This is a genomic window from Brevibacillus jepli (genome assembly GCF_047229145.1).
GTDB lineage: Bacteria > Bacillota > Bacilli > Brevibacillales > Brevibacillaceae > Brevibacillus.
Genome location: NZ_JBFEFW010000043.1, coordinates 20,937 through 39,588 on the forward strand (window position 1 = coordinate 20,937; position 18,652 = coordinate 39,588).

The 18,652-nt window shown below is 42.5% G+C and carries 14 protein-coding genes; 3 read left to right on the forward strand and 11 right to left on the reverse strand.

What is annotated here, in order from left to right; genetic code table 11:
* Window positions 1-245: 245 nt before the first annotated feature.
* From AB1L17_RS28950 to AB1L17_RS28970, 5 genes are all read right to left on the reverse strand, one after another.
* Window positions 246-1,292, reverse strand: coding sequence for a hypothetical protein (locus tag AB1L17_RS28950; RefSeq protein WP_412848373.1), 1,047 nt, complete (start codon window positions 1,290-1,292; stop codon window positions 246-248).
* A gap of 25 nt (window positions 1,293-1,317) precedes the next feature.
* A complete protein-coding gene (locus tag AB1L17_RS28955; RefSeq protein WP_412848374.1) occupies window positions 1,318-1,572 on the reverse strand; it encodes a hypothetical protein in 255 nt (84 codons plus the stop codon).
* 540 nt (window positions 1,573-2,112) lie between these two features.
* On the reverse strand, window positions 2,113-3,171 hold the full coding sequence (locus tag AB1L17_RS28960) for a hypothetical protein (RefSeq protein ID WP_412848375.1): 1,059 nt from the start codon (window positions 3,169-3,171) through the stop codon (window positions 2,113-2,115).
* A gap of 30 nt (window positions 3,172-3,201) precedes the next feature.
* Complete coding sequence (locus AB1L17_RS28965) at window positions 3,202-5,361, reverse strand: SNF2-related protein (protein WP_412848376.1); 2,160 nt, start codon at window positions 5,359-5,361, stop codon at window positions 3,202-3,204.
* A gap of 57 nt (window positions 5,362-5,418) precedes the next feature.
* The gene (locus AB1L17_RS28970; protein WP_412848377.1) at window positions 5,419-6,528 is read right to left on the reverse strand and encodes a hypothetical protein; all 1,110 of its coding nucleotides are present in this window, start codon (window positions 6,526-6,528) and stop codon (window positions 5,419-5,421) included.
* 734 nt (window positions 6,529-7,262) lie between these two features.
* On the opposite strand from AB1L17_RS28970, the gene AB1L17_RS28975 reads away from it, so the two are divergent.
* Together AB1L17_RS28975 and AB1L17_RS28980 are read left to right on the forward strand one after the other, a co-directional pair.
* Window positions 7,263-8,621 carry a hypothetical protein gene (locus AB1L17_RS28975; protein ID WP_412848378.1) on the forward strand — a complete coding sequence of 453 codons (1,359 nt, stop codon included), beginning with the start codon at window positions 7,263-7,265 and terminating at the stop codon, window positions 8,619-8,621.
* A 199-nt stretch (window positions 8,622-8,820) separates the two neighbouring features.
* Window positions 8,821-9,156, forward strand: a complete 336-nt coding sequence (locus AB1L17_RS28980) for a hypothetical protein (RefSeq protein ID WP_412848379.1) — start codon at window positions 8,821-8,823, stop codon at window positions 9,154-9,156.
* 80 nt (window positions 9,157-9,236) lie between these two features.
* On the opposite strand, the gene AB1L17_RS28985 is transcribed toward AB1L17_RS28980, so the two are convergent.
* The 5 genes from AB1L17_RS28985 to AB1L17_RS29005 form a co-directional block, all read right to left on the reverse strand.
* Window positions 9,237-11,090: a phosphoadenosine phosphosulfate reductase domain-containing protein gene (locus AB1L17_RS28985; RefSeq protein WP_412848380.1), complete on the reverse strand. Its 1,854-nt coding sequence runs from the start codon at window positions 11,088-11,090 to the stop codon at window positions 9,237-9,239.
* A gap of 339 nt (window positions 11,091-11,429) precedes the next feature.
* On the reverse strand, window positions 11,430-11,885 hold the full coding sequence (locus AB1L17_RS28990) for a hypothetical protein (RefSeq protein ID WP_412848381.1): 456 nt from the start codon (window positions 11,883-11,885) through the stop codon (window positions 11,430-11,432).
* 656 nt (window positions 11,886-12,541) lie between these two features.
* A complete protein-coding gene (locus tag AB1L17_RS28995; RefSeq protein ID WP_412848382.1) occupies window positions 12,542-12,829 on the reverse strand; it encodes a hypothetical protein in 288 nt (95 codons plus the stop codon).
* Between the two features lie 252 nt (window positions 12,830-13,081).
* Window positions 13,082-14,932 (reverse strand): hypothetical protein, encoded by a 1,851-nt coding sequence (locus tag AB1L17_RS29000; protein ID WP_412848383.1) that lies wholly within the window; start codon window positions 14,930-14,932, stop codon window positions 13,082-13,084.
* 418 nt (window positions 14,933-15,350) lie between these two features.
* Window positions 15,351-16,028, reverse strand: coding sequence for an Ntn hydrolase family protein (locus AB1L17_RS29005; RefSeq protein ID WP_412848384.1), 678 nt, complete (start codon window positions 16,026-16,028; stop codon window positions 15,351-15,353).
* Window positions 16,029-16,332: 304 nt separating this feature from the next.
* Between AB1L17_RS29005 and AB1L17_RS29010 the strand changes: the two genes are divergently transcribed.
* A complete protein-coding gene (locus tag AB1L17_RS29010; protein ID WP_412848385.1) occupies window positions 16,333-16,935 on the forward strand; it encodes an AbrB/MazE/SpoVT family DNA-binding domain-containing protein in 603 nt (200 codons plus the stop codon).
* Between the two features lie 440 nt (window positions 16,936-17,375).
* On the opposite strand, the gene AB1L17_RS29015 is transcribed toward AB1L17_RS29010, so the two are convergent.
* A complete protein-coding gene (locus tag AB1L17_RS29015; RefSeq protein WP_412848386.1) occupies window positions 17,376-18,377 on the reverse strand; it encodes a TIR domain-containing protein in 1,002 nt (333 codons plus the stop codon).
* Window positions 18,378-18,652: the final 275 nt, after the last annotated feature.

An 18,652-nucleotide genomic window follows, 5' to 3' on the forward strand; every position in this document is an offset into this window, starting at 1 on the left:
TTTCATTTCATAAAGGATTCTAGTATAAAATTGGTAAGTAATCAACTAAATTTTAGAAATAAGAGGTAAATTATGTGTTACTAACCTACCTCATTCATCTGGTTCTATGTACCTCCTCGAAAAGTTTTTCATGGTATTTTCAGAGTAAAAGTTATTAGTTCTTTAGTTTTATCTGTTCCCTTCACTCCTCTCCCGATACCCGACTTTCGGATGCCCGGAGAGAAGCGGAGGGCAAGCTCCCGCTTTCACGTACTAACTGCTGCTTCAACGTTCTCATCTTCAATTGGGTAACTAAATGGTAGTGAGCTACTCAGTGAAAATGGATCTTCACATTTTGCAACATAGAACTTCTCGTATGAGATAAACTGCCCATATACCAAAACGGTGAGGCCGTCTTCCCTTCGAAAGTTGCCACTCAAGAGGATAGAGCTATCAGCGAAATGTAATGCATATCCGGCAATACTATGTGATATTCGTCCAATCATGACATCGTGCATCCCCGTTGGACCAAAAGCAGGGGTTGTCGTGATGGCTTGTGCTACAATCGAACCGAATTTCCGCTCAATTGCTTTATAGTGTGCCGGCTGTAGAACGGAAGGCGCAGTATCAAATGAAAAAGCTTCATCATCAAATGTGTGTTCGCTTTCTTCATTCTCGCCCGCACATTCCCACAGAATATCCTCCTCCATATAAGGTGTCTCAACCACCTGATCATCAATTGAAACTGAGTTTGTGTCTGTTTCAATGACCTCCATGTTTTCCTTATGCGGCGTCGTTACCTCGAGAAACGTTTGTACTTCAAAATCATGAGATACACCTTGGTCCTCCAGATTTTGAATGGAATGATCACCAAATTGCTCAGAAAGATTATGCCAATACGTCTCCTCCAATTTCTCCTCAATGTCAGGATCAGTTGATTCAGAAGAGTTATCGTCCTCATCCACAGCAGATGATATGAGGATTTCCTGTTGAGGCTGCTCCTGGATTGCAAGGAACAAATCGTTGATGTTTCTTTCCATCGCAACTGAAGGCTCGCTCACGTGATAAGTAAGCTCATCTCGCCCTTTTGTTATTTCATTTACAATTTCTTCTACCCGCTCATTGTCAACGAGTTCTTTTTCAAAAACCGGTACTTGTGGTTCTACCGGACGGGCAATTGGAATTTCTGCCCACGCACTACGCGTTTGACCATGGGTTACTATCCCCCAAATACCGCCAATAATCCCAACAATGAGTGGCAGTCCAAAGAATAGGAACAGATACAGACCTGCAAAGTTGATTGCTTCATTCATCCTTCTTCTCCCCCTGGCCTTCGACTTAAAGGCTATAGGCCAAGTAAATACTCAGGAATACCGCCCCTACAATTCCAAATAAGGTCAAACCCATTGTCATATCTTGGATTATCCACTGCAGCTTTTGCTTAAGCGCCTTTCGCTTTGCAATTTTTTGCAGCTCCCTTTTCGAAATGTACTTATGCTTCTGTAATTCTTCTTTTGCGAAGTGAAGAACCAGATCATCGTTTATCCCTTCGAAAATGGAGTGGTGCTCCCAGCTTTGTTGTAATGCGTCCATCCTTCTTCTCTCCCTTTTGGTTGGTGTGATTGTTTTATAAAAACAAAAAACACCGGTGAGTGAGAGCACAAAGTCAATAGTGACTTATACTCCACCAACCGGTGTTTTTTGGAATAACAAAAAATCCTCTACTAATGAATGGATAAACTACCCCTATAATAAGAATAGTAGTTCCATTTCGTAAGGATTAAGCGTAGACGTTAATATGTTAAAAAACATGATCCAAAGCAATAATACTCCCCGACGCTTGTCAGAGATCCCGAAAAGAATTAATCAGATATATTAGGTTTAATATACCATTTATACAAAACCAAAACAATACTCGTCTAGTTTATTTGTACAAACCGTATGTGTACGGTAGCTAGGACAGCCCCCCTCCTAAATGCAACGTTGGTTACCTGATCTAGAAGTTGCACATTCATTGATTTCGTTTCCTTGCGTCCGGATCTGTTAGAGATTTTGAAACAACAAGACCATCGTACTTTCAGCCCTACCAACCGAAAAAACTCCTACCAATAGAGTAGGAGTTGGTTACAGATATTAAAATAATGCTAGTTGTCCTTCGATATCTCTCTTACCATTTGCTTCAACAACTGTTACATCATTTTCAGTTTCCTTGAGTGCCGATTGCTCTTCAAACAGACTGGTATCGGTACTTTCTTGTATTGCTTCTCCCTTCGATACATCTTGGCCAGGATTATCTGGAGAAATCCCTGCATCGTTATCTTTTCCGCTAATATCGTCTATTTGTATTTCAACATCAGCTATTTGTCCTTCCCTATCGGGTTGAATCAATTCGACTCCTTCATTTTCTGATTCATAGTTCTCCTCACTAATTTCATCTGCCTCCTCGAAATCAAGAATGGCAATAACCAGCTCTTCATCCTCGATGATTTCTTCTAAAACATCATCGATTAAAATTTCTTCGTCAAGAACTTCTTCAGAAAGTTCCTCTGCTTCTGCCGCATTGTCAGTGGCGAAATCTATCGGAGCAGGAAGCGGTAATATTATCTCGTTAATAAGTTGCTCCAATTTCCCGTCTTTCAAGATCCGTTTTCTATAATCTTCATCAGATTCACCATTAGAGGGGGGGATAACATCTTCTACTACTATGCAACCACCATTTCCACTAAGTTCTTCCGACCGATAATACAGTCCAAACTTTTCGAACGCATCCGGATGATGCATCAGATTCTGTTTAATTGTTTCACGGTTTGCTAGCAAGCGTTCTCGCTGCTCTTCCATGAAATCGGGTATTCGTTTTACAAACTGTTCAACCGCACCATCAATATGTGGAGAACTAAATGGTTTATTACCACTTGGGTATACGTTCCAATTGGCAATCCAAAAACCGACTTCACCAAAACGGGTTACCTGTCTGGATTGGAAGTCGTATTCTTTGCAGTATTTTTCCATCCAAACTGGCATTTTGTCTATGAAAGTTGCTCTCACTATGCGCTTGGGGTCTTTAGGATGCAGCTGAAGTGTGGAGGGTTTAGCTGAAAAATAATGTCTGGTTGGAGAAGCAGTTGAATCCTTCTTTTTTTCATACCATTCAATAATTAAATGACCAGTACTTCGCTCAAAAACTGGATGCATTTTTATCACTCCGTTAACCTAGTTATGTTTTTATGAAGCAACACGCTTCGTACCTCGAGAAAGCATTTCAGCTGCAAACTTCTCGTAATCGATCGCGGTGCTCGCCCCGGCGACACGGTCCCCTTCGAATTCTTGAGCAATTTTTGCAAAATCCAGTTCTTCTCTATCTATTGCCAAATCAACCCCTGATGCCTTAGAGAGAACAAGACCATGCATGTTCACATCAATGGTATCAACGCCTAGAAGCCAGTGAATGTCGACGATATCCCTTTGCCCAATACGGACAGCACGGCTATAGCATTGTTCGATTTTCTTCGCATTAAAATCAAGATCGAAAAGGAATACTGCCTTAGCTTCGGTTAATGTATAACTTTCAGCCCCAGTTTTTGTAGACATAACCAGGATGCTCATTGGATCGTTAGGGTCTTGGAATTTTTTCATTAGGTCCCAACGATATTGCATCTTTACATCTCCATGGATGTAAGCAGCCTTTTTACCTGGAATAACCCCATCCAGAAGCAGTGCAAGCTGTTCAACTGTCTCTTTATGAGACGAGAAAACTAATAACTTCTTACCCCGCCGGAGAAGATCCTTTGCCTTATTCTTCATGTACTCGAGCTTAGCAGTTGTCCCATTCGATTTTATGGCATCATATCTATCAAATGACCAAGGGCATGAAGCTGCCTTACGAAGTTTATCCATCCAGGCACAAATACTGATTGTCGATATTCGATATACTTCGTTTTTTGCAGCTGCAGCTTCTTTCCTAGCCAGCTCCATCTCATACCAATTTTTGAAATCAGCTAGAATTTGGTCATAGAGTTCCCGTTCTGCCTCATGCAATGCAAGATGCATGCGATGGTTTTTAGGCTTTGGAACCTCGATCCACTCCGCAACCCCTTCGTCTTGCTTTCGTTTACGGATCATAAGTGTATCGAGCATATTCCAAAGTTCAACGTGATTTGATACCCGCGGCGCCACTGAGTCGATGTCAAATACAGCTCGCTTCTTACCACCGCCAAAATGCTCACGAAAGGCTACCTCACCCGCTCTTCCCCATGCAGCGTATGGCTGCTGGATTAAGGGATTTTCAAAGCGAGATGAAAAACCCGTTACCCAACCTAGAATCCAATAGAGGTCTTCACTTCCATTTTCGGCCGGTGTACCTGATAGGGCATATCGCCGATCTGTTTGAGCAGCTCGGACTGCCATTGCTCGTTTGGAGAACCCATTTTTAATATAATGAGCTTCATCTATCGCGCAAGCGTTGTAGCCGTTGTGCATGTACTTATACAGGGCAGGTTTCCTCTTTTCGATGACAGTGTACCCACAAGTACACGAATAGTGACCTTCCCAATCCTTCTTACAGCATGGACATTCACTCGGCAGATTATCTTCTGACCAGCGCTCCTCTTGCAAAGGAGAGTTTTTTGTTTTGCATAATTTACAATACCCTAAGCTTTGGATCCATAAGGAGCGGATACTAACTTGACAAGATGGGCAGCAGGTATGCGGTTTCCGCCTAAAAACGATGCGATCAGTTGCCCACTTTTCATAGGAGACAATGTGGATTCTTTTGTCAGAATGCAAATCCGTTTTGTTCTCTACTACGATATGTTCATTCCCCAGCCCAATAGTTTCACACTCTCTTATCCAGTCATTGATATTTCTGGACATCGTGATCACAAGGGATTTTTTATTTGCGTCATCAGCAGCCATTCCAACCAAAGTAGTCCTGGTCTTCCCTAATCCTGTATCTAATGCCGTTAGTGTACGCTTGAGCACAATCATTAGGGCAGCAGTTTCTATTTGGTAAGGAAAAAGGCTACTACCGTCATTGAAGACATTTCCAAACTTCTCCTGTACCATCCGTAAAGCATGTAAATACTGGGGAGTTTGTTTCGTCTCCTGAATCTTTTTCATTTGCCAAGAGTACTTCTTCCTCATTGCAGAAAGGTGCTGTTGTACTTTCTCGATGTCGTTTTTCTCAACATCTATCCCCCATAACCGCAGGCTTTTCACTGGACGTATTTCTGCAACATCCGTTGTACTTGTGATTAGTTTATGAAGTGAAAGGTCCTTTTCCTGGACATTTTCACATGCAAAACACTCATTTTGTCCAATTGCCTCTAGTAATGATCCAGTAGAAAACGTAAGACCTTTAGAATTCAGTTTTACTCTGGTTGCCATGAAAAAGGACCCGCCAAGAAATTTTGGACGGGTCACTCACCTCACTTTTCGATTGGTTTATAAGAGTCTGTAAGGCAAAACCAAGGCTCGTATATCATCGTTGTCTTCGGCTCTTATAGAAATTGGTCTATCTGGACCGTTAACGAACAAAGTGATCTGCTCTGCCTTCAAATAAACAGCCGCAGCCATTTCCAAATAGGATGCATTCACAGCAAACTCGCAAGGTTCACCTTCGATACCAACAGAAACAGATTGATCTAGTATATTAGGCATTACTGCATGTACTTTCCCATCTTTGATTCGAAATTCTACCCCAGGTTTATGAGGGTTCAGTGAAAGTGTTCGTACGCGCCTGCATAACTCCAATAAATCTTGTCGATCAAACGTCCATTTCGATTTGGTAGCGTAGTCATACGCACGATCCACAGTTGGGTATGTACCAGTTAGGATACGTACTAAAGCTTTTGTTGTGCCTGATTGAAATAGTACTGTTCCCTTATTTGCAGAGATTCCCACCTTGATCTCAGCTTCGTCAGGGAGAAGCTCAGCGACACCGGATAGAGTGGATGATTCCAAACTAATAGGCTCATCAAACCACTGTATGGAGTTGGTCCTAAATGTTATTGCACGATTTGAGTCCGTCCCCCTGACAAAACACTCACCCTCTACTTCACCCTTGCTAAAATTTGGGCCAGCAATGGATGGGTTCGATATCGCTTTTTGTTCAGCAGGATTGGCAGTAAACATCGGAAGCATACGAGCAATGCTCTGTAATGCACCTGGTCTCCATGTAACCCAAACATCAATTTTAGGAATCGTTACACGAGGACTTGTCTCTGGAACAATTTCACAGCAGATTTCTGATTTTTTACCCCAACGCAGCTTTAAAAGGGTACCTTTCAACTCAACGGTAATATCCGTCTCATTTGGGAGTGCCGAAACTTTCGTGTACAATTCCTTCACGGAAGTGGCCACTTTTAGACTCCCCTGAATTTCGGCCGGTACCTGTCTTTCAACGGAAAGCTCGTCTCCATTAACGTAAAAAACAACATTTCCATCTTCCGTAGTCGTGAGGAAAATCATCTTCTCTCCAAGTTTACTTTTCCTCGCTCCTTTGGCCAGCTGTGTTACGGTACCTTTCAACACTTCACTTGCCATTTTAAACATGGAACTCTCTCCTTTTGGTTGTTGTAATGTCGGTTGAACGTCATTAAAAATTTGCGTTCCGTTCCCTCGATTCACCTCCGCTTTTTGAGAACGCAAAAAAGCCCTCTGCAGCGACATGAGCATTTCACTAGAAAAAGTGAAAGCTATTAGTCACCACAAAGGGCGTATGTTATCGTATTATCGATAAAACTATCCTATCTCAAGGAGATAGCAATGCGATCTAACGATCATTAATTCACGCGAGACGCATGTCCAGCGGCAGTTCAAATAGAAATTAGGATAGTTATATGGGTTTAGTTTACTTCATAACAGAATGCATGTAAATAATGGATTAATAACAACTGAATAATGGCTGAATTTATTCTTCCCAAACAAGAATTGGTTTTAAGAGATTGGCGTCCTCTCGCGAGGTAACATCCCGTTTTACCAACCATTGTAGCACGTGTGTAGCATTGATTTTTCAGCGTCAAGCTCTACTCAACTATTCGGAGCAATCCTTCTCAGTTTTCATACAAAATGCTATAATAGATTCCTACCCTTTATTAATTTTCTCTGGCGTATCGGACAAGCGTCTGATTATGATTTTTTTATAAACCCGCTTCTATAAAAGCGACCAAACTACAAGTCTGTAGTCTTTCTTGCCATTCAAGGTGAGACATTATTGGTCCTTGGTATAGACGCGGGTTTTTTGCGTCCAAAAACAGCCAACATCAACCATTAAAGGAGAAGTCAGTATGAATTTAGCCCACAGAATTATCAGCTCGGTCGAAAGTGATTCACCAACTATTTCCGTTGTACCAGGAGAGGGTCGCCGGAAAAAAGAAACATTTCAGGAGCAAGTAATCGAACAGATTATTGCACAGATGAAGAATGACTTAACACCGCAAAAGTTGCTGGAAACAAGAATGCAACTAAGATTAATCGAATGCCACCCCTTGTATGTTGAACCTACAACATCAGTAGATACATCCTACCGTTTTGGGTGGAACCGAGGGCTTGCTATGAAGGTAGAAACTATTGTTCGGGGCCGTTGGTTCAAATGGTTGAATATCATCCATAACGGTGAACTTAATTCTGGTGAAGCACTTCCCACCTGCAGGATGGACAATGTTGCTGGCACGAATGAGGTACAACGAATGCTGCAACGTTGTATGAATCATGTACGATCGGAAGGCGAAAGGGTAGATGTTCTCATTGACTGGATTGGTTACTCTCTCGGAATAAGCTGGTGCAAGCGCCCAACTATATCCGAAAGGCTTTGGAATAATCTATATCAAGAATTCGATATAAGTTTATTCCTTCTTCATCCCAGTGACCATTTGTCACATTTTATGGCGGAAGAAGGCAACCAATCCGGTTTGAACGGATATTACCCTACTCCCCTATCAATTACAAGCTTTATCAATATGATATTGGGTTCAGACAATCCGCATATGACTGTACAAACTGTTTTCGAACCTTGTTTAGGAGCGGGGGCCATGTTACTTCCTACTAATAGTTTGGCCCCAGTTGGTGTAGATCTCAATCTATTACTAGTTAAGGCAGCATCGATACAAGCATTTTGCTATCTTCCACCGCTGCTCTATACGCCTACTCCTATTATTGGCCTACATTACTCCCGTGAAGAAGCACGATTGAATAAATACTTTGAATTTAGAACGAACACACGTATCTATTGTGGTGATAGCCTAATTGGCGAATTGAAGGCACCATTAAACATCTTCCAAGAAGACAGCGAATGGATTGATATCTATCTTAATCCTTTGGATCTTCAGAAGAGGGAAGTTTTTCAATATGAAGAAGAAATGGCTAAACCATGGAGCTCATTATCAAAGGAAATGAAATTCAAAATAGTTGTTGCACAAGCGCGTGAGCTGGGTTTTGATTGTGTTGCTTCAAATCCCCCATTTGGGAAATTGAACCGCTATACCCTCGAGCGAATAGAAGAAATCGAAGCCAGCAATAAACTGTTTGTGGAACAACGAAAGAAGCGGCTTGCTCTACAAAATATTGCTCCGCATCCAATGGTCGAAGAAATACATGAAGATGTAGAAATCAAAATGAACGAGATTGGCCAGTACCAGCTTTTTTAGTAATTGCCCTAGGTTATTCCTAGGGTTTTTGCTATTGTCCTTTCAAAGATTCGCATTACCACGACATTGTAAAGGGATTGCATAGGCTTTGTTGCCAATGAGCAATAATGCGAAGCAGGAGTGTAACTACATAGTGATATAATACTTACAGTGTTAACTTTCCCAACTTTTATTATGTTCTCTACATTAGGAAATGGGAGTGAATAGATTGATCTTAAAACCTAATCAAAGGACTGAATGTTATTACGTTGAGGATATTGGAGGTTTTACCTATCTTATGGATAAAGACCCTTCCGCACATATGTGTCCTGCAGATGTATGCCATATTTATAGGGAAATCGAGAAAGGAGTATTTTATCCAGTTGAAAAAGGTATTAAGTTGGACGAGAAAGAACTCGTAGGGTACTTCTATAATGAGGTAGAAAATGTATATCTAGCTTTCTATGATGAAGAGTTCTTTACCGATACTGAATGGAAACCGATCACTGAAGAAATCACGAAAGTAATAGCAGCCTGGGATAGTACGAAATTCTAATCTGATCACATCTATGAAGATACAATACAGACACAAAAAAAGTAGAGCCGGCGCATATGCGACCGCCTTTAAAAATCCTTTTATAGCCCTAATATTTCCAATCGTTTAATAGCTGCTATATCTTTTTCGGTAAAACGATCTACACCGCAACCCCAGGGATCCCAAAGTGGACTATACATCGCTGAAACTATACCAGGATGAACAGGCAAGTGAGCGAATAATGCCTCACGAAAACGTGCACTGATAGCAAATCCCTCAACACTTTCACGTTCAAGAACCATCTGATATGACAATATAATCTCTTCTTCATTCCAAGGAATTTGCAATTGATACATTTGCTGAAGGATAATGGTTCGAATATCGATCGTAAGGTCTCCGATTCCTCCACTGAACTTACCTCTGCCTCTCCTCTGGTAGCCAGTAAATCCCCCGTAACGTATGTCCTGTGCCGCTTTTAAAACCGTACGCATCTCTACATGTGGCTGAAGCTCTGGATAATCTAAAGCCATATTTCTTAGCGAATCGTCACGTTTAACGACAGTACAAGTAACACATCCCATCCGCGCGCCAGAAGCACTGCCACACGCCTGGACAGCATCATTTTCGTTTATAATTGCAGCGGCAGTCGGGCACTCGGTCCAACCTCCGGCAGCTGATCCATACAAATGGATGAGATTATGGTTTGAGTACCCTTCCCAAGGGGCCATTTCCTGAACAAGAAATGTGACAACTTCCGTAGCTGTCCATGTTCGAATCGGAGCGGCTGTTTTTACTCCTGGGATGGAGTGTTCACCATAAAAGTCCTCACCAAAGAATTTCAGGTTACTTCTTGCTCGGGTGGTACTTTCAGTATCACGGGATCCAAGAATGATGCACATTTCTTCCCCTGGTGGCAATAATCGCTCAAGTTCCCGACGAGCCGGTTGTAATTTTAACCGACGAACACACCATTGAAACAACTTAGTTGGTGGGCAATATCCTTTTCCAATTACACATGTATAAAACGTATCATCTGATTCGGGTTTTACGATATAAAATGGTATCGAAAGCGGGAGTGATTCGACCATTTCCTTCACACGCAGTATATGCTGTTTTAAAACCGTGTTCTCGACACCCGTATCCGAGCTCACAACAATGACTTCCGTTTTACATTCCGGTCTATCCAGCAGATATTTAATAACGAGTAGAAGGCAGGTGTGGGAATCTTTCCCTCCCGAGTAGGTAACACAGACCCGTGAAAAGGAAGTCATCACTTTATCGATCGCCTTCCTTGCAATTTCCAAAGCACCCGCCGGCATTTCTTCCAAAATAGTTAAGGCTTCACTTGTTGTTTTAATAGAAGAAGTAGGTATCTTGGAATCGCCAATCTCAAAGAGCTCATCCCATTCTGAGGATATAAATTCAAACTCAAAAAGTAAATCGGGCCATTCTAATGGTTCCCCCACTCCATAGGGAGCGAGTTCTTTTTCTGGGAAGTATTCGATTAATAATGAGGTCTCCCCATTCTGAGCCCATATCAAAAATTTGCTTTTTGGTGAGTCCAAATGCCAGTCCCATAATTGATCCGGTAACAAGTTGTGGAGAAAAGCATCCGTGAAAACTTGCTCAGGAATCATAAAGGTAAAGCCCTCTTCTTCGATACAGGCAAGCATTTGTCCAAGGCTATCATTCTTCTCAAAAAGGTTCCACCAATGGAAACCACTATCAATCCCCATCATTTTAGTGACAGGCTGATCGTGATTAAAATGGTGCAAAACTATAAAATCCCGATCATAAGCAAAAACCGCACTGTGATCTCTTACAACCCCATGAAATGAAAATCCAAGGTTTTGGAGGCTAGACCATATCTTACGAACTGTATTATTCCATTTCTTAAGGCTTGCTGAAATTGAAACCCTTTGATTTCCTTCTATAAACAGATAGTTATCTTCCATATTTATAGTCATGACTGCAAAAAGGAGTGGCTACTCACCACTCCGTTCTTCTATCCAGCCAGAGGACTTTCGCCTCCTCTATTTTTTACAATCCCCAAAAACCCCATTTTTGAGACTTCATTCACCATCGTGACCATTGTCTAGTCCGCATTGCATCTTACTTCCTCAAGTTGTTTCGACTTAAGGGCCTTGAGTTGCTGCTGTTCATACGACTCCAGTTTGGCCCTACGGCGTTTCTTCCATGTCCATAGGTCAATTATTAATTTCCATTGCCAGACCGCGGATATGACGAGACCAATAATTGCGCCATACACGTATTCCATGCGAGCTCCTCCTAATTTATGACTTACTTTTCAGCTTAAATGCTGCCTGTTGGTATAGTTCTTCAAACAGGCTGTCATTCAGAATTTCACCAATATAGATGGCTTCCAGGCTGCGGTCATCATCCCCGAGGGTCTTCATTTGAAACGAGATGAGTCGGTCTGTTTTGGCCAGTTCACGCATAACTTCCGGATCGAACTTAATTGTCTTTTCGTCCACATCCGGATTTGCATTATTGGTGAACAATTCCTCGGCTATTAACATAAGCTCTTCTTCCGAAATACCCATGGAGGCTGCAAGGTTTTGTCTCTCCTTATCTGTCATTTTTTCTAGTGAATCCCACAAAACATTAAATGCGTAGTACGCAATTTTGTATTCAGCACTGTCTAACTTGTAAGCCTGACCAAGAACATTACTGATTTCCTTTTCCGCAAAATAAGGTACATTCTCTCCAATGACCTGTTGATTACTCATGAAACATTTCTCCTTTGTTAAGTAATGTTGGTTGATTTGGGCAGAAAAAAACACCCCATTCCAATGATAGACAATACCCCTGAAAGGTAATTCAAACATGTCTATCACTCGAATGGAGTGTATTCGTTAGTCAATCATTTCCGACGCATGTCAGAAACATAGGAAAGAGTTAATCATACATATTATTCTACATTGTACCATATTTCCTTTGCGTCAGTCACTCATCTTGTGCTCTTTGCGACATAGGGTGTTCCCTTTCAATTGTTGCAGGGGTCCATTTTCCGGCAAGGAGGGTTCCGATCCCATTCGGAGGTGGTCAGTGGCCAGTACGATTGCTTGGCACTCGCGACCGACCCTTCCGATAAGATGATAGCACGGAAGGCTCCAACAGTCCCGTATATCCACAACGCTATTGGCGCGATCGGAAACGTAACCCGAACCATACCGATATAGTTCTTCAACGCTATCCATTCATACTACTGAAATAATTTCATTTTAAGAGCGGAGCTAATCCCCTCCGCGCTCGGGTAATTCCGGACCGGCAGCTTTTAATAAAAATAAAGCATGCTCGAACTTATACCATGCCGTTTCACAGAAAGATATAGAAGTTGCAGCGGGAAAAGAGCGATCTCTCTCCCGCCGAAAATGCCTTTTGTCTACGACAGATATTGCCGGAATATCGGTTCGAGTTTAAGATAAATTTCTCCTTCGATCTCGGTCCGAATGTCCATATCGAGTTGCGTTCGATGCGTCGCCGGCATGCTTCGGAACAGATCCTGACATGCGGCTACTGCCTTGGTCACAAGCGCGTCAAATCGCTTTTGCTTTGCGGATGTCAGCTTGCAGTACGTATTATACGCTTCTTGAAGGTTCTCCTGTTCCTCCCAATCCAACTCATAATGTACAGCCAAGACGATATTGTAAATTGAAACTATATCGATCATGTTAATCTGTCCTTTACTCTATTTAACGTCACCGAATCGCCCGGCGCATAACTGATCCGCGAGAGAGGTTCCTCAGGGCTACGTCCGACCGGTAGGACCTCATAACCCTTAATACTTCCGACCGTAGCCGCGGCAGGGGCGTTTTGGCGGGCCCAATCAATCATCCCGGCGAAGACGTCGAACAAGACCGCATCTACCATTTGGAATCGTTGAGTGCCCCTCAAACTTCTCATTACCCGATTTACCGACTGGTTAACCGATCATGACAAACTTCCCCAGCCCCGCTTTCGCCATCAGCGCACAATACTCATCGCTCGTTTCGGGCATGAACAACCGCAAAACAAATGTCCTTCGCACTGCGTCGATGGAATATACCAAGCAATACGAATCTCCGAACATCCGCAGTTTCATGTACCGCAGCTCATCCGGCCCCGTAGGTGGACGACGTAGAGCGGATTCAATTTCGCGCAGGATTGTATTCGTGATCGCGACAGCCTCCGCACTGCCCGTAAAATATGAGAACAGGCGCATCGTCCGCAAATCGCAGGACAGTCCGGTCACTTTTGTCACGATGCGGTCAAATTCTCCAGCTGCCAGAACGATCGGGATATATTCGTTAACAATCATCTGTGATAGTAAAAATTCATTCCAAACACGCATCGTGACGAGATCAGGAACCTGCATCGTTTTCTGAATCATTCGGTTGCAGACCGTACCAATGTTCAGCAGCAGTAAATACTCATCCAGGAGCTCCTGATTGGCGTATATTCTCCGCTCTAGTTTGGTCGTCCAGACGAGCTGAAACGCCTCTTCGACGTCAAGCTGTGTCGTCATATTCTTCAAAGCGGACGTCAGCGTCCGCGGTTTCCCGTCCGCCAAGTAATACTCATTTTTGAATTCGTATTCATCATCCCCCTTATCCATGGAGTTGCTGAGAGCGATTTCCTGCAAGCAACTGATCAAGAAGAGAGGGGTCAGCGCCTGGGGATGGAACGAGACTTTTTGCTTATTATACAGGTCCAATAGCTCTGGAACAGCCGTCGCCTGCTTAAGCAAACGTTGCCGAAGCTTTTTCGTTATCAGCTCATTGGGATAGACGAGCGGTGCGATGTCGTCCATATTCTCCCTTACAAACTCTGCGGCATCCGTGATTTCGTGAGGGATGAACGGAATCGGCCGCACTTCCTGTTTCCCGAGGTCCTCTGTCTGCCTAGAACCGGCGACGAAGCTTGTCACCCGGTCGATATCGTGCGTCCGGGCTATTTGCTGCAATTGGAGCACGCGCAAATAAAACGACTCTAGCAGACGATTGTCTGACACGGGTTGGGGGTCGTCCAGCCGATCCAGCAGCAGTGTAGCGTAGTCCAATATTCTCTTTAGTTCTGCGACACGGAAATGCTTCGGGTGTTTAGTGCGAGTTATGGCGGCAATCTGCAGCAGCTTTTCGTTCCAAGCCATCGTCAGGGCGATGATTGTTTGATTGGCAATAACGGGAAAGCGCGGTTCGATCGCCAACTGCACTTCCGTCAGCAGTTGTGTGACGACATGACCATGGACGCTCCTCTCGCCGAGGATGCTGCGGTCAACATTTTCGAGCGACAAGTCGCCAAGAAGCTTCGTTACATTCACCTTGTCGCTGTGATGCTTTTCGATTTGATACAATATTTTAAGCAATTGGAACTCCTCAAATGTTTGACGCTGCCGGTACGGCTCAGTATCGAAACCGACCCGCCGCTTCAAATTTTCACGCAGCCCGCTCGTCCCGAACAGCTTGTTCTTGATGTTCTCGTCATCGTATTTCCTCCAGTCGGTGCACTGAGATTTCGTCTCGTGCCGAATTTCCGCGATCAAATCTTTCGACATGATTTCCCGGCCGTCCCACCTCGACTCTGGAGCGAACTGCCCACACTCCTCTACTGGATCCACCACAGGAAACCATTCCTTTCGGATATAGTAATCCAATGTCACGAAACCGTACTTGTATTTCACTTTTTCGTTTCTGATTCTGTCGTATCGCGGGTCTTCCAGAAACGAAGGATCGTCCGGGTCGATCTCGAGCTTTCTCAGTCGCGTTTTCAGCATGTCGTCGAAAAATTTCTTCATCGTCGTTTCCCCCCTGAAGATTTTGCTTGTACCCATCGTAACGTAAGATCCAACAAAAGTAAGTTATAAAAAAGTCGAAAAAAAATGACCGCGCATGAGGGTCTCGACTACCCTCAGCTGGTCACTAACTTCCGAATCCTATGTAATGGAAATTTCAGTGTAAATGTTCATAAAGAATATAGATATAGTATTAGACTGGCACTTGACGCATTTCAGAATAAAATAATTCTTACCTAAGAAAAATAAGCATTAAACTACTCAATCCTTCTGAACAAAAGCTAGTCAAACCAAGAAAATAAAGTGTTATACTGCTTGTCTTTTAAACTATCGAGCCCGTTAGTACAATGAGAAAGGTTGCTGTTCAACACCCCACCCCATACCTGAATTCTTTCACCATAAATTCAAGTCGAGCGACTTGTTATTCAGGCTTTTTAATTTTTCGATTGTACCAATGAGATCCATAGGAATTGGCTTCCAATACATACACGTCGATTGGACCTCCGACGCTATCCACTTTTTTCATGACTTCGACATACCCTTTTTTATAGTGATCCAGTACTTCCTCAAATGTCCAGTCGTCCGTATTGGTATCAAAAAAAGGTTCTATAATTCGATATACCGCATCATCCCCAACGACTGCATACTTGCCCCCATACTGAAACTCATTGAAGTGTGATTGGTACGTATTAATGTGTGGAACGAGAAAACCTTCCTCATTATGCTCCCACTTAGCGAGCAAAAAACAATAGCTATTGGCTGGAATGTAAGGGTCACGACCAAGGTTCTCACTCAGGGTTTTATTCCACATATCCACAAGTGCTTTTAATGATTCTTTGCCTGGTCGCATTAAAATAAGTTGCTCATTTTTTTCTACGAAGTATTGAGTGATATTATTTAAGTCATAATATTGCCCTTGACCTAGATACACTTTCCGTAAACCTGCATTTCCAATAACCACTTTCTTATTTACAGGAATTAATTTGGTTTGGTCGTCATTAAATTCGACGATCTTGCCTTCACTATCTTTTCTGGACTCTCTGCTGTCTGCCATCATGATAATTTTATCTTGCCAAGTATATGCTATAACCATTGTCATCTTTCATTTCCCCCTCATCATTAAGAAAACGATAGCATCTTTTTTTGTGTAAATATAGGACAGTAACCCCCATTATCTATACCACCACTGATAAATAAAATTAATTAACGGGGGAAAAATCGAACCGCCCCCATTCACACAACCTACAAACAAGCAAAGCTGTTTTATTACGCTATTCTTCCCGTTAGCGTAATGACAAGTAATTATTCTAAAACGACTTTTTAAGTGAACGTTTTCATTGTTGACGATTCCTTACATTTCATCTTAGAATCAAAAGTAAGGAATAAAGTAAGGAGATGAACTTATGGACACAATTATCAAGACCGCTACGATTACTTCAAAAGGTCAAATAACGATTCCTCAACAAGTACGCGAACTGCTGTCCTTAAATACGGGAGATTCACTTCGTTTTATAATTAATACTTCTAGCAATCAAATTACTGTTGAAAAAGAAATAATAATATGTCCAATTTGTAAGGGAACTAAGGAAATTGGCAACACTCCTTGCTTTGTTTGCGGTGAAACCGGTATTTTTGAAGATTCAAATTCAACGTTTATGTTTATTTCACAGTTACATAAGTACCGGATCCCGACTACTGTTATCTGGCATGAGCATAAAGATGGATTACTAACCACTCGTGATTTTCCACTTATTCAACTATTCAGTAATGACTATCCTCAGGAGGTCATTGATAAGTTTCAAGACTATCTTCAAGCGAAAGCAATCATGGAATATGCTGCTGACAGATCAATTGACAAACTTGGTGGAGTTAAGCTAATTGAAATATTCAAAACTGAAAATGCTCGCAACCATATAGAGGAACAAGTAAATCCACTTTATTATGCTTTAAAACAAGCAGGCCCAGGGAGTGATGTTTTCTCTCTCTTTTTTGGAAAAAAAGAATAGCTCTTCATCTCCTTTTCAGCGCAAGCAGCATCTGCTCCCTGTTCCAAATGATGAGGGCCAGCATGCTGCCGCTTCAGGAAAATCTGACTCCCGAGCATATTGAGTGGGTCGGGGGAAAATCTCGACGGAGCACGGTACACGTTTCAAAGAACTGCTGGAATTGCACGCCCACCATGTCCGTGACCACCTCGCTTCTATATCGCACCTCTCCAAACAAAAAAGGAGCGGAAAATCCCGCTCCTAATGATTATTTAATAAAACTTGGAACCCCGTACTTAACCTCACCGTTTCCGGATGCAATTAGTGTAAATCCTTCATCAGATCGGAGTACAGATGGCCCGACAAACTTTACTTTATTATGTGACACTTCATTACCTCGTTTGGCCCTCCAAGCTCCACTTCCGTGAGATAGAGAATCGCGAGTAGCTATCGAAACACGTCTATTCGCCATCTATAACCTCTCCTTTCAAGAACACATGAAACGAATCAAAGATGTCCTTGTTTAGATTATATATAATGGCGTCAAACTGTTCAACCTCATCCTCTACTAAAGCTTGGTCTGTGAGAAAATGAATGGAAATAACGAAGTTATCTGCGATTCTTCGTGTATACAGATACTCCGTTTCACCCAATCGTTTCCCTTTTTGAAATAGGCCCCAGCCATTTTCGAACGCATGAACGACGAAGCTTGGTTCAATTGGGTTATTTTTATTGTGGTCCAGGGAAAAGGAAAGCGGCTCACTGTTCACCACACCAGAACTACCGATTTGAGTAAGATACCCCTTTTCGCTATCCAAACGAAATAGAGTGGTGCCTTTTTTACTGAACAATGGTGTAGATTCAAGCTCAGCCAAGAATGCAGATAGAATTTGGGAATAACTCTGCTTAGTATGTTTGCTGTATCGAACCAGATAATACATGAATCGAGAGAACGATTCAAGCTTTTTGATTTTTTGGTACAAATCTTCTGACGCGATAGGGCCTAACTCTTGTACCTTCTTTCTGACTTGATTGCAGAATGGTCCCAATGCTGCTTTTAACCTACCGTCCATCCGATCATCTTGATAAGTACCGATCGTTATTCCTGCAAAATCTGTGGCGATTCGAAGTGGAAGATCTCCTGTTTTTCCTCGTGGCTTTACAAGAAACACTCGCTCCAACCCGAGTTTACCTATAAATAGCCCTGATTCAAATACCACATTATCTCGAACGACCATCGTCTCATGACTTCTAATGTTCGCATAATCGTCTGGGTGGAATACAAAAATACCGAAGTCACTATGATTAATCTCGTCGATGAGATCATGCATAGCTGTACTAGATAAGTCAAAGACACCCTGATCCCAAACAGTCAATTCAGCGATATACTCCAGGTTTTCCTGTATTGCATAGGCTACATCAAGTCCCTCAATAGAAGAACCAATAAATATTTTTGGCTTCATTTAAACTTCCCCCTATAAAGATTTTCTATGATTAGGGAGGAGAAGACAAAGGATCTTCTCCACTAATATACTAGTTTTCATGGATACTGTCGGGAATAAATACTGCCCTCGATCCGCCATACATTGCACTAAAATTACTGTAGTGCGTCCAGATTGTTCGGGAGTGCAGAAGATTGTTAAAATACACTGTCGCCAGTTCCCCCTGTGTCAGAATAGTTGTCGTACCCCTCTAAAGAACGTATAGTGAGGAAAACGAGGACGAGGTGGGAGACAAT

Excerpts from the sequence above, each read along its gene's own strand:
- AB1L17_RS28950 (WP_412848373.1), bottom strand. The coding sequence starts at position 1,292 with ATGAATGAAGCAATCAACTTTGCAGGTCTGTATCTGTTCCTATTCTTT.
- AB1L17_RS28955 (WP_412848374.1), bottom strand. The coding sequence starts at position 1,572 with ATGGACGCATTACAACAAAGCTGGGAGCACCACTCCATTTTCGAAGGG.
- AB1L17_RS28960 (WP_412848375.1), bottom strand. The coding sequence starts at position 3,171 with ATGCATCCAGTTTTTGAGCGAAGTACTGGTCATTTAATTATTGAATGG.
- AB1L17_RS28965 (WP_412848376.1), bottom strand. The coding sequence starts at position 5,361 with ATGGCAACCAGAGTAAAACTGAATTCTAAAGGTCTTACGTTTTCTACT.
- AB1L17_RS28970 (WP_412848377.1), bottom strand. The coding sequence starts at position 6,528 with ATGTTTAAAATGGCAAGTGAAGTGTTGAAAGGTACCGTAACACAGCTG.
- AB1L17_RS28975 (WP_412848378.1), top strand. The coding sequence starts at position 7,263 with ATGAATTTAGCCCACAGAATTATCAGCTCGGTCGAAAGTGATTCACCA.
- AB1L17_RS28985 (WP_412848380.1), bottom strand. The coding sequence starts at position 11,090 with ATGGAAGATAACTATCTGTTTATAGAAGGAAATCAAAGGGTTTCAATT.
- AB1L17_RS28990 (WP_412848381.1), bottom strand. The coding sequence starts at position 11,885 with ATGAGTAATCAACAGGTCATTGGAGAGAATGTACCTTATTTTGCGGAA.
- AB1L17_RS28995 (WP_412848382.1), bottom strand. The coding sequence starts at position 12,829 with ATGATCGATATAGTTTCAATTTACAATATCGTCTTGGCTGTACATTAT.
- AB1L17_RS29000 (WP_412848383.1), bottom strand. The coding sequence starts at position 14,932 with ATGAAGAAATTTTTCGACGACATGCTGAAAACGCGACTGAGAAAGCTC.
- AB1L17_RS29005 (WP_412848384.1), bottom strand. The coding sequence starts at position 16,028 with ATGACAATGGTTATAGCATATACTTGGCAAGATAAAATTATCATGATG.
- AB1L17_RS29010 (WP_412848385.1), top strand. The coding sequence starts at position 16,333 with ATGGACACAATTATCAAGACCGCTACGATTACTTCAAAAGGTCAAATA.
- AB1L17_RS29015 (WP_412848386.1), bottom strand. The coding sequence starts at position 18,377 with ATGAAGCCAAAAATATTTATTGGTTCTTCTATTGAGGGACTTGATGTA.